General features: G+C 48.5%; 8 protein-coding genes. 7 read left to right on the top strand and 1 reads right to left on the bottom strand.

Features of this window, described 5'->3' with window-relative positions:
* Nucleotides 1-10: 10 nt before the first annotated feature.
* Nucleotides 11-3,943, bottom strand: coding sequence for a hybrid sensor histidine kinase/response regulator (locus EOE65_RS11450; protein WP_127694454.1), 3,933 nt, complete (start codon nucleotides 3,941-3,943; stop codon nucleotides 11-13).
* A 282-nt stretch (nucleotides 3,944-4,225) separates the two neighbouring features.
* On the opposite strand from EOE65_RS11450, the gene EOE65_RS11455 reads away from it, so the two are divergent.
* From EOE65_RS11455 to fliG, 7 genes are all read left to right on the top strand, one after another.
* Nucleotides 4,226-4,486, top strand: a complete 261-nt coding sequence (locus EOE65_RS11455) for a DUF4212 domain-containing protein (RefSeq protein ID WP_206052673.1) — start codon at nucleotides 4,226-4,228, stop codon at nucleotides 4,484-4,486.
* A gap of 29 nt (nucleotides 4,487-4,515) precedes the next feature.
* Nucleotides 4,516-6,330: a sodium:solute symporter family protein gene (locus EOE65_RS11460; protein ID WP_127694455.1), complete on the top strand. Its 1,815-nt coding sequence runs from the start codon at nucleotides 4,516-4,518 to the stop codon at nucleotides 6,328-6,330.
* Nucleotides 6,331-6,405: 75 nt separating this feature from the next.
* On the top strand, nucleotides 6,406-8,238 hold the full coding sequence (locus tag EOE65_RS11465) for a DUF294 nucleotidyltransferase-like domain-containing protein (protein ID WP_127694456.1): 1,833 nt from the start codon (nucleotides 6,406-6,408) through the stop codon (nucleotides 8,236-8,238).
* Nucleotides 8,238-8,867, top strand: a complete 630-nt coding sequence (locus tag EOE65_RS11470) for a 3'-5' exonuclease (protein WP_127694457.1) — start codon at nucleotides 8,238-8,240, stop codon at nucleotides 8,865-8,867. The genes EOE65_RS11465 and EOE65_RS11470 overlap by 1 nt, the downstream gene beginning before the upstream one ends.
* A gap of 168 nt (nucleotides 8,868-9,035) precedes the next feature.
* Complete coding sequence (gene fliE / locus EOE65_RS11475) at nucleotides 9,036-9,386, top strand: flagellar hook-basal body complex protein FliE (protein ID WP_127694458.1); 351 nt, start codon at nucleotides 9,036-9,038, stop codon at nucleotides 9,384-9,386.
* A 27-nt stretch (nucleotides 9,387-9,413) separates the two neighbouring features.
* The gene (fliF, locus tag EOE65_RS11480) at nucleotides 9,414-11,093 is read left to right on the top strand and encodes a flagellar basal-body MS-ring/collar protein FliF (RefSeq protein ID WP_127694459.1); all 1,680 of its coding nucleotides are present in this window, start codon (nucleotides 9,414-9,416) and stop codon (nucleotides 11,091-11,093) included.
* Nucleotides 11,083-12,081, top strand: a complete 999-nt coding sequence (gene fliG, locus EOE65_RS11485; RefSeq protein ID WP_127694460.1) for a flagellar motor switch protein FliG — start codon at nucleotides 11,083-11,085, stop codon at nucleotides 12,079-12,081. Before fliF ends, fliG begins: the two co-directional genes overlap by 11 nt.
* The last annotated feature ends 9 nt before the right edge of the window (nucleotides 12,082-12,090 follow it).

Below are 12,090 nucleotides of genomic sequence, written 5' to 3' on the forward strand. Positions count from 1 at the left end.
TGACAGCTGATCACGACTTACGGGTAGCGATCAGCTTGTTGATCATGGCTCTCAGTGCCGCTGGCTTAATAGGTTTGGTGAGCAGTTGAGCACCAAAGGTATCAACCTCCTCTTTTACTGCTTCTGTTCTATCTGCAGTAATCACAAGCGCAGGAACTTCTTGCTCCCAACACTCGTATAGCGCTTTTAATGCCATGATGCCGGTATCAGTTTCACCGAGATGGTAGTCGGCCAGCACAATATCTGGCGGTGGCGTTCCGTCTTGGTAATTTTCAAGAGCATCGCTGATTGATAGTGCGGTAGCGGTTTCACAGCCCCAACCTTGTAGCAGTGCGCACATACCTTCGAGGATCTTGGGCTCGTTATCAATCACCAGTGCCCGGGTTCCATTAAGCGCTTTACTGCGAATCCAGCCACGCTGCTCAGGCTTAGCGCTAACCGCTTTTGTCTTATCGCCTAGCGGCACCTCTACGCTGAACACGGTACCCGTACCAACCCACGAGCGCACATTGACGCGATGCCCCAGCATCTTGGCAATCCGTTCAGTAATCGCCAGTCCGAGGCCCAGCCCTTGTACTTGTGAGTGTTTTGGGTTATCTATGCGCCGGAACTCCTCGAATACTTCAGCAAGGCGATCTTCTGGAATACCGACGCCGGTATCCCACACTTCGATACGAAGGGCGGAGTCTAGGCGTCTGCAGCCGAGCAGAATACGTCCACCTTGGGTATAGCGCACAGCATTTGATAGGAAGTTTTGTAATATTCGGCGGAGTAGTTTTTGGTCAGAGACAACGTATTGTTCAGATTCTACGTAACGGAATCCCAGCCCTTTCTCTTGAGCGAGCGCGGTGAACTCGGCGCTGAGGTTGGAGAATAGGTTGCTCAGTGCAAAGTGGCTGATAACTGGCTCAAGCGCCCCAGCATCGAGCTTGGAGATATCCAATATGGTGGTGATGAGCTCCTCTGCGGCCTTTAGAGAGCCGTCGAGATTTTCAACGAGCTGTTTTGTATCTGGTGAGTCATGGCTTTGTTGAGCCAGTGCAGAAGTAAACAGCCGTGCAGCATTGAGTGGTTGGAGTAAATCGTGGCTCGCGGCTGCCAAAAAGCGTGTTTTACCGATATTGGCGGCATCTGCATCGCTTTTCGCTTGGCGCAGTTCATCCTCCATGAGGGCACGAATAGTGTTTTCTTTACGCAGCTCTTTATTCACAACAGATAGTGCATGTGTGCGCTCTTTGACTCTGTGCTCCAGAGTCTCATTGGTGACTTGCAGTGCCACTTCAGCTTCCCGTCGCTCAGTAATGTCTTGATAAAGCGTGAAATAGCCGAGTATTTCACCGAACTCACCAATATGCGGAATGTAGGTTACCTCGGCAAAGCGTTGAATATCGGGGTCTGTTGAGGGCAAGTCGGTCTCAAATTTTTGGCGCTTGCCTTGGAGTACCGCCTGTATATAAGGGCTGCGCTTAGTAAACTCTGCCTCGCTTAGCACTTTTTTGGCGTGCATTCCGACCACCTGATAGCGGCTCATGTTAAATGCATCTGCATAGGCTTTGTTGACGAATAAGTAGTGTTGTTCCGTGTCTAGGTAAGCGATCAACACCGGTACGTTGTCTGTGTAGATGCGGATATTTTGCTCGCTCTCTCGCAACGCTTCTTCGACTTGTTTGTGTTGCGTGATATCCATGTAGGTATTGATGTAGCCGCCATTGGGCATGGGGTTGCCGCGCACTTCCAGAACACTGCCATCTGGGCGATAGCGCTCGTAACTGTGCTGCTTGGCTGAGCGAATGCTTTGCAGGCGTTTTTCTACCTGATCGTCTGGATTTCCGGGGCCGTATTCGCCTTTTAGTGCGTTGTAACGAAAGATCTCTTCAATCGAGCGGCCGACGCATATCAAACCGTCTGGATAGTTGAACATCTCAACATAATTGCGATTCCAAGCGACGAGTCGCATCTGTTGGTCGACGACGCTGATGCCAAGGCCAATGTTCTCAATCGTGGACTGCAATAAAGAGCGATTGAAGCGTAACGCTTGCGATGCTTCATCTACGATGGAGACAATATCGCCTATCTGCATCTCTTTACCTCTTATGGTGGATGCAAGGACGATACGCGCCGATGAGGCGCCAATGACGCCTGCTAGTAGGCGTTCGGTAAAGGAGATAAGTTCGGGAGTTGCTTTTTCACCAGAAAGTGGTGGTTCTTCATCGCGTTGAATGGCGTAGCCGGTGAAAGCATGTTGGGTTCTGCTTAGTCCGAGAAAGCGTTCTGTGAGCATTTGGAGGTCACCCACAGTCACAGTGCCTTGATGGCGAGAGGGTTCGTTCAAATTCTGGTTATAAACATCAACGAATGCGCTGGCTTGCAGCCGATCAACGAGTCTCTGGTTGGTGTATCGGGAGATAAGTACATACAGCACCACATTGGCCGACAAGCTCCACACAACGCCATGGGTCAGCGGGTCTAGCCCCGATAGGCCGAGCAAGGCTGTCGGGTTTAAGATACCACTTGCGAATATACCCACCTTAAGGAAGGAGGGGTCGATGATTCCGCCATCGATCATTGTGGGAAGTACTAGCGTGTAGATCCACAAGAGAAAGCCGACCCACATGCCCACGAGTACACCTTGGCGATTACCTTTTTTCCAAAAGATGCCGCCGATAATCGCGGGTACAAACTGAGCTGCCGCGACAAAAGCTAGCAAGCCAAACGAGGCTAGCGGACCTTGATTGCCCAGAATTCGATAGTAGAAGTAGGCCAGTAGCAGTAGCGTAATAATGGTAAAGCGACGAACTTTTAGTAGTAAGGCGCCAAGGTCATTCGTCTCGGCTAGACGCAAGCTACGAATGCGGAAGAGTAGCGGCATCACGATGTCATTACATACCATCGTTGAAAGCGTTAGGCTGGCCACGATAACCATGCTGGTCGCCGCAGATAAACCGCCAATAAACGCAAATGTAGCCAGCTTTTCAGAACCTGCGGCTAATGGCAGCATTAAAACGAACGTGTCGGCATCAATATCCACACCGGCAAAGTAAAGCGTACCGGCTGACGCGATAGGCAATACCAGTGCGCCCATCAGGATCATATAAAAAGGAAACACCCAGCGTGCTGTGCGTAAATTGGACAGTTTGGTGTTTTCCACAACAGTGACGTGGAACTGTCTTGGTAAACAGATAACAGCCATGCAGGCGAGCATGACCTCGATGAGAAAGCTCCCCCCGAGGAAGTTATGGTATTTATTCTCGGTGTAAAGCTGTTGGATGGTGTGCTGCACGGCATCGTTGACGCCATCGAAAACCTCAGTTGACACGAATAGGCCAACGGCGAGAAATGCGCTGAGTTTTATGATCGATTCGAACGCAACAGCCAGCACCAAGCCTTCGTGGTGCTCTGTGGCGTCAATATGTCGGGTACCAAAAAGGATAGCGAAGATCGCCATTAAAATAGCTACAAAAAGCGCAGTATCACTTCCCTTACTGAGTGCTTCTGTGGCCCCGGGAGCGAGTGCATTATAACTAATGGCAACCGCTTTGAGTTGCATCGCGATATAGGGAATCGTTCCCATAACCGCAATAACAGTAATCAGTACTGCGAGAGATTGGCTTTTCCCGTAACGAGATGAAACAAAGTCTGAAATACTCGTAATATTTTGCTGCTTGCTGATGAGTATTATTTTCTCAATCACTTGCCATGCAAAAATATAAACAACGACCGGGCCGATATAGGTTGCTAAAAACTCCCAGCCGGAATTAGTGGCGCGCCCTACCGCACCATAAAAGGTCCAAGAAGAACAATATACAGCCAGAGAAAGAGAGTAGATAAAAGGGTTGTTAGCGTAGCTTCTGCCGCGGCTAGTTTTATCGCCGTAATAAGCAATGGCAAACAATAAGCCAACGTAAAGAAGCGATATGAGGATGACTGACCAGCCCGACAACATAAGGGTAAACCTTTATTTTAATTTGAGTGACTTAAATATTAGTTTACCTCAACCAATAAGCGAGCCGAATCGTTTCTTATACCTTTGTATAAACTGTTGTTCGATAAGGACTTTAGCGCTTGCTGCTTTAGCCCTTTACTATTGCGTGCTGCGTGGGATTAGGGGTTAAAAATGCGATGGTTGTACCGACTAAAGTCGGGGCTTTGTTTGCAGAAAGTCTTTGATAGATTCAGCTTGTCTACTTAATCACAATTCCGATAAAAAAAATTAAGGGAAAGTGCCATGTCAATTAGTAGTGAAAACGCAAAAGCCTATTGGGGCGAAAATTTGCGCATTATCGTAACTTACCTCGCTATCTGGTTTGTAGTGTCTTACGGCTGTGGGATTCTATTTGTCGACCAGCTTGATCAGATCCAGTTCTTTGGTTTTCCATTGGGCTTCTGGTTTGGGCAGCAGGGTTCAATCTTTGTCTTCGTTGGTTTGATCTGGGCATATGTGTTCAGCATGAACAAACTTGACGAAAAATATGACGTTCACGAATAAATATAATAACTTTTAAGGACGGCGCTAATATGAGTGTTGATATGTTATCTTACCTATTTATCGGGGGCTCTTTCCTCCTTTATATAGGTATCGCTGTTTGGGCTCGTGCGGGCTCGACAAAAGAGTTCTATGTAGCAGGCGGTGGTGTACCACCAATCGCAAACGGTATGGCGACAGCCGCTGACTGGATGTCTGCCGCTTCGTTTATCTCTCTAGCAGGTTTGATCTCTTTCATTGGTCGTGATGGTTCAGCTTACTTGATGGGTTGGACAGGTGGTTACGTTCTGTTGGCGTTGCTACTAGCGCCTTATCTACGTAAGTTCGGTAAGTTCACTGTGCCTGACTTCGTAGGTGACCGTTACTACTCCAACACTGCTCGTACAATTGCAGTTATCTGTACGATTGTTATCTCCTTCACTTATGTTGCGGGACAGATGCGTGGTGTAGGTATCGTATTCTCTCGCTACCTCCATGTTGATATCAACACGGGTGTTGTTGTGGGTATGGCCATCGTATTCTTCTACGCGGTGTTGGGTGGTATGAAAGGTATCACTTATACACAGGTAGCTCAGTACTGTGTTCTTATCCTTGCTTTCACTGTTCCTGCATTCTTCTTGTCTGCTCAGGTAACAGGTCACTTCCTGCCGCAAATCGGCTTGGGTGCAACACTGGAAAGCGGCCAATCTGTACTTGCGACGTTGGACCAGTTGTCAACTGACTTAGGTTTTGCGCAGTACACAGCAGGTAAGAAGTCGACGATTGATATCTTCTTCCTGACCGTCGCGCTGATGTGCGGTACAGCAGGCCTTCCTCACGTAATCGTACGTTTCTTCACGGTACCGCGTGTTAAAGATGCACGTACATCTGCAGGTTACGCGCTTATCTTTATCGCTCTGCTTTACACTGCTGTGCCTGGTGTTGCTGGTTTCGGTCGTGTAAACCTGATCCAAACACTTAATGGTGCTGACAACGCTGGTACAGCATACGCTGATCTAGGCGAAGACCACTGGTTCAAGAACTGGGAAAATGCGGGTCTTCTGGCATGGAATGACCGTAACGGCGATGGCAAAATCCAGTACGCTGCTGGTGCTGCATTCGACGGTAAAGGTGGTAAGCCTGCGCTGACTGAAGAGCGTGGTGAGTTTGGTCAGCGTGTTGCAAGCAACGCAAAAGCGGGTGCTGATTTTGACGCTGCGAAACAGCCGTTTGCTAACGAAGTATACGTAGACCGTGACATCATGGTTCTGGCTAACCCAGATATCGCTCAGTTGCCTGCTTGGGTGGTGGCGCTGGTTGCAGCCGGTGCTGTAGCTGCCGCTCTTTCGACTGCTGCGGGTCTTCTGTTGGTAATTTCAACAGCCATCTCGCATGACTTGATGAAGAAGACAATCAATCCGAACATCACCGATAAGCAAGAGCTCATGTACGCTCGTCTTGCTGCGATTGTTGCAATCTGTATCGCGGGTTACTTCGGTATTAATCCGCCGGGCTTCGTGGCTCAAGTAGTCGCGCTAGCATTCGGTATCGCATGTGCATCGGTATTCCCGACAATCATGCTAGGTATCTTCTACAAGCGCATGAACACGCAAGGTGCAATCGCAGGTATGCTGGTTGGTTTGATCTCAACTGTCGCTTACATGTGGTACTTCGTATGGGGTGGTGGTACAGCAGACGAATACTTCTTGGGTATCTCTCCAGGTGGTTTCGGTACTGTTGGTATGATCTTGCACTTCATCGTAGCGATCGTTGTAGCGGGCATGACGCCTCCACCACCACAAGAGATTCAGGATATCGTAGAAGACCTACGTATCCCTCGTGGTGCGGGTGAAGCTCACGCTCACTAAGATATATCTATCTTGATAGTAAAAGGGCATACCAAACATGGTGTGCCCTTTTTGTTTGTATAAGGAGATTCACGTATGCCTTCTTCATTTAATATGAACAATTTGCCGTTTAGCCTTCTTACTGAGGAAGAGCAGAACATGCTGCGGCAAAACCTTGATATTGGCTACTTCCAAAAGGGAGAGGTGCTGATGGCGGCCGGCTCTGTGCCAGAAGGGGTGTATGTAATTTACAAGGGCCTCGTTTCTGAAAGTGAGGCGGTAGATGGTGAAGATGATGGCCAAGAGCATGTCTTCGTGCAGTACCAAGAAGAGGATTACTTCGGTGGATGGTCCGCTATTAAAGGTAAAGCGATCCATGACTTTACCGCTGTAGAGGAGACCATTTGCCACATTATTCCGACCAAAACTGTTCTGGATCTTGTAGCAACAAATTCCCTTTTTGCTGACTACTTTACGCAAAATTTAGCGGCGAAAGCGGAAATCATGGAACAACACAGCGAAGACCAAGATATGGCTGAGTTTATGCTCGCTAGGGTCTGTGAAGGTGTTATTCGAGAGCCCCTTATTGTCGTTGAAGGGACATCTGTGGCAGAGACTACCAAGATGATGCGCGAGAAACATGTTGACTGTGTCTTGGTAAAGCGTGGTTCGCGCTACGGCATGGTGACAGGTACAGACCTGTTGGATGCTGTGGTTATCAACTCACTGCCCCTAGATGCTGATGTGGCTGAGATTGCCTCGTACCGTTTGATATCAATCGATCCGGATGATTACCTGTTTAACGCTCTTATCATGATGACGCAGCAGAAAATCGAGCGAATCGTGGTTATCAAGAGTCAAGAGTTGGTCGGTATTGTCGAGTTGACAGATGTGTTGAGCTTCTTCTCCAGCCATTCACATGTCATTGGCCTACGTATTGAGCGAGCTAAGTCTGTTGAGGGATTGCATCAAGCAGCACAAGGTTTAAACAAGCTGATCAAGTCGCTGGTGTCACATGGCGTAAAAACGCGTTTTGCGATGGATCTACTCGCGGCGATGAATGGTCGTATTATGGCCAAGCTATTTGATTTGATGGTGCCCCCCGATATTCAGCCTCATGTGTGCTTGATCGTGATGGGGTCTGAGGGGCGCGGTGAGCAGATCATGAAGACAGATCAGGATAATGCGCTGATCTATCGTGATGGCTTAGCTTGGCCAGAAATGCATGAAGTGATGCAGCGCTTCAGTAAGCAGCTTATAGAGTTTGGTTATCCGAAGTGTCCGGGGGATATCATGGTATCAAATCCTGAATGGGTAAATTCATTGGGGGATTGGACGCAAAAACTTTCGGATTGGTCATCAAGCTGGGAAGAGCAGGATCAAATGAACCTTGCGATTGCTGTTGATGCTAAGCCTGTTGCAGGTAACCCAGCACTCTTTAAAGCGGGGCGTAACTGGTTCTTTAAGTCTTTAAAAAATAACGACCTGTTTTTCTCTCACTTCGCGAAAGTTGCATTGGACTTCGATACGCCGCTGACTTTCTTCGGCAACCTAAAAGACAAAGGTCAATTAGATGTGAAGAAAGGTGGTATTTTTCCGATTGTTCATGGTGTAAGAACGATCGCGCTGGAGCATCGTATATTGGCTACAAACACCTTTAAGCGTCTTGAAGCGTTAGCGGAAGCAGGCGTTATCGAAGAGCGCCATGCGAAGGACTTAACCGAAGCCTTAGGCCTGTTCATCCAACTGCGTTTGCGCCAGCAAATTAAACGCGCTGATGAGCAGGAAGCGGGTGTTGATCTAACGCCTAATACCCTCGACCTGCAATCATTGAATAAGATGGAGCGTGACCTTTTACGGGATGCGTTCCATATCGTTAAAGGCTTTAAGAAGCATCTTGAGTTGAAATACCACTTAGGGGGCAGGTAATGATAATTCCTCGCACAATAAGAAGAATGAAAGAGAAGTTAGAGCATAAGACTGGACCTTATGCTCATCTTTTCGAGCCGTATCAAGGGGATGAAGTGGTTTCTCTTGATTGTGAAACGACTGGCTTGGATGTAAAAAACGCCGATATTATTTCGATCGGCGCGGTACGGGTTAAAGGTAATAAAGTGCTTACGAGTGAGCGCTTGGATATCAAGTTGAAACCACCTAAAACCCTTACGGGTGAGTCAATTAAAGTCCATAAGATACGAGCTCAAGACCTAGCCGACGGTATAGAGCTAGAGGAAGCGCTGAACCAGGTGTTGGACTTTGTAGGGAATCGGCCGATTCTGGGCTATTACGTTAATTATGATATCCGCATGCTGGATAAATTTATCCGCCCGCGCTACGGATTCGGTTTACCTTCCAAGGCAATCGAGCTATCGCATGTTTACCATGACATTATCAAGTGGCGCTCGGTTGGCGGTAATATTGATCTACGTTTCGACACAATCTCGAAACACTTAGATATCCCCATGTTAGAGCGTCATACTGCATTAGGAGATGCGATTACGGTCGCGCTGATGTATGTGCGCTTGAAGTATGGAGATCCACCTGAGGTATCTTGTTAGTCGGTTTAGAAAGGCGAGCTTTTGGCTCGCTTTTTGCTTTCTATATAGGTGCGAAAGATAAAACGCCGCTCTTACCGCCATAATAATGACGATAAAGGTTTTTCTGACGCTTGTTTACAAAGTAAAGTTACTTATAATGCCAATAAACCGACGATTCTTGGGTTAGCTATGATCGAACGTGCTGATATCAATAGTGTTCTTATGCAGATGCGTGCAATGAAAGCAGATGCACAGCAAGGTGTTATGGATGTCAATAAATTGACTCCTAATATGGCGCCTCAGCCTGTAGAAAAGACGGAAGGGTTTGGCACGCTTTTAAAGACCGCGGTGGATAAGGTCCACGAAACGCAACAGACGGCATCGCGTATGGCGACCGCATATGAGCAAGGTGATCCTAGCGTTGAGCTTACACAGGTTATGGTTCAATTGCAGAAAGCATCGGTCTCTTTCGAGGCTATGACCCAGGTTCGCAATCGTTTGGTTACAGCGTACGAAGACATCATGAAAATGCCTGTTTAAGGCTGATAAGAATTAAAAACAGCAGCTATGGATAACAATACTGTCACTGTTCAAACAGGGCCCGGAAGTTTAATGGAGGGCTTTAGCAAGCTCACTATTCTGCGCCAGTTTGGCTTGATGGTAGGATTGGCCGCCAGCATCGCGATCGGTTTTGCTGTTGTGCTCTGGTCTAAAGCTCCTGATTATCGTGTGCTTTTCTCCAATCTTGAGTTCGTTGATGCGAATGAAGTCATCGAACAGCTCAAGCTCTATAACATTCCTTATAAATTTGAAGGTGATGCGCGTGCGGTCTTGGTGCCCGAAGCGTATGTTCATCAGGCCCGTTTAAAACTGGCATCCGAAGGCTTCACTGCTGATAAAACCGTGGGCTTTGAACTGCTCGACAAAGAGCAAAGCTTGGGTGTGAGTCAGTTTATGGAGAATGCCCGCTATCGGCGTGGGTTAGAGGGTGAGTTAGCGCGTACTATCTCTAGTATGGTTGCAGTACGTAGTGCTCGGGTACACCTTGCAATACCGAAGGAAACTGTTTTTGTCAGAGATCAGAAGCCGGCGAGCGCTTCAGTTTTTTTAGAGCTTTTCTCGGGGCGTAAGCTTGAGCGCACACAGGTGGCTGCTATTGCTAGCCTCGTCGCATCTTCGATTCCAGCGCTGGATGTTAAAGACGTGACTGTTGTCAACCAGCGTGGCCATCTGCTGAATACGCGCGATGAAGATGAAGATGTGGTGCTGGCTGCCAAGCAATTTGAGTATGCTCGTAAAGTCGAAGAGACGCTGTTAAACCGTGTAAACAGTATTTTGCTACCGGTTGTTGGGCAAGGGCGTTTCCGCGCTGAGGTCTCAGCGGATGTGGACTTCACCTCCGTTGAGCAAACCGATGAGTTGTACAACCCCGATCTGCCGGCGTTACGCAGTGAGCAAACTGTAGATGAGAACCGTGTTGGGGTAGCGGCAGCTCAGGGAATTCCTGGCGCGCTATCGAACCAGCCGCCAGGCCCTACCGCCGTGCCTGAAGTGGCTGGTGAAGGTGCAGCGGCGCCTAACGCCCCGGTGCCCGGCAGTTCGAAAAAGCAAGCGACACGCAACTTTGAGCTAGATCGCTCTATCTCTTACACGAAACACCAAAGCGGTAAAGTTGAACGAATCACCGTTGCCGTGGTGGTTGATGATTTAGTGTCTGTGGATGCAGCATCTGGGGATTCTGTTAAAACTCCTTGGACTGAAAATGAGCTACAGCGCCTACGAATTCTCGTACAGGATGCCGTCGGTTATATGGCTGCGCGTGGCGACAGCGTTAACGTCATTAACTCTCCATTTGTTCCCGAGCAGCCGATCACAGATGAAGATGTACCGATCTGGATGGAGCCTTTCGTTTGGGATATTGCAAAGAAAGTGGGTGCTTTCTTACTGGTGATTATCCTGATTTTCGCAGTATTGCGCCCGATTATGAAAAGCTTAGCTGCGGCGGGTGGAACACCGGTCGATGGCGATGCTGATGGTTCTGGAGGGGTTGCTGCTGAATTAGAGGGTTTGGATAGCGGCGAGCTTGCCTCTGATAAGGTGACGTTTGGTACTGGCGGTGATGGCATGATGCCCACCCCGAATGAAAGCTTTGAATATCAGCTCAACGCTGTGCGCAGCATGATTGCCGAAGACCCCGCGCGTGTCGCGCAAGCGGTAAAACAGTGGATTGGTGACGATGAGCGATGAAGAGCTAACGGACATTGAAAAAGCTGCGATCTTGATGATCAGCTTAGGTGAAGAGGATGCAGCTGAAGTCCTTAAACACCTTGGGCCTAAGGAGGTCCAACTTATCGGCGAAGCCATGACTCAGCTTGATAATGTCCCCCAATCACGTGTCGAAGGTGTGGTGTCGGATTTTATGCACCTTGTCAGCGATCAAACTGGTATTGGTATCAATAATGATCGCTATATTCGCGCTATGTTGAACCAAGCGCTTGGTGAAGAGAAGGCGAAGACGCTGCTTGATCGAATCCTTGCAACCACCAACACCTCCGGCCTTGATACGATGCGTTGGATGGAGCCGCGTCAGATTGCTGAAACGATTCGCTTTGAGCATCCCCAGATCCAAGCTGTGGTGGTTTCTTATCTCGAGCCTGATCAGGCTGCCAGTGTATTGGCGTTTTTCGATGACAAAGTGCGGCTCGATATTATGATGCGGGTTGCGGCACTGGATCGAATCCAGCCTCAGGCGCTGCAAGAGTTGAACGATATGCTCGAAGTGCAGTTCACCAGCTCTCGTTCTGGGCAGTCCCGTGTGTTGGGTGGTGTGAAGCAAGCGTCTGAGATTATGAACTTCATCGAAAGCTCGATTGAAGCTGAGTTGATGGAGAATATTCGTGAAGTGGATGAAGGGCTTGCGAATCAGATTCAAGATCTGATGTTCGTATTTGATAATCTTATCGATGTGGATGATCGGGGTATTCAGGTGATACTACGGGAGATCTCCACAGATGTGCTTCTGCTTGCCTTGAAAGGTGCTGATAGTGCGCTGCAGGATAAGATCTATCGCAATATGTCTAAACGTGCTGCGGAGCTGCTTAAAGACGACCTTGAAGCGAAAGGTCCGGTACGTGTTAGTGAAGTGGAAGAGGCGCAAAAAGAGATTCTGGCGACGGCGCGACGCTTGGCGGATGATGGTGAAATCATGCTGGGTGGCGGCGATGATATGCTCTAGGGCTGTATA

Source organism: Neptunomonas marina, from assembly GCF_004005935.1.
GTDB classification, from domain to species: Bacteria; Pseudomonadota; Gammaproteobacteria; order Pseudomonadales; family Balneatricaceae; genus Neptunomonas; species Neptunomonas marina.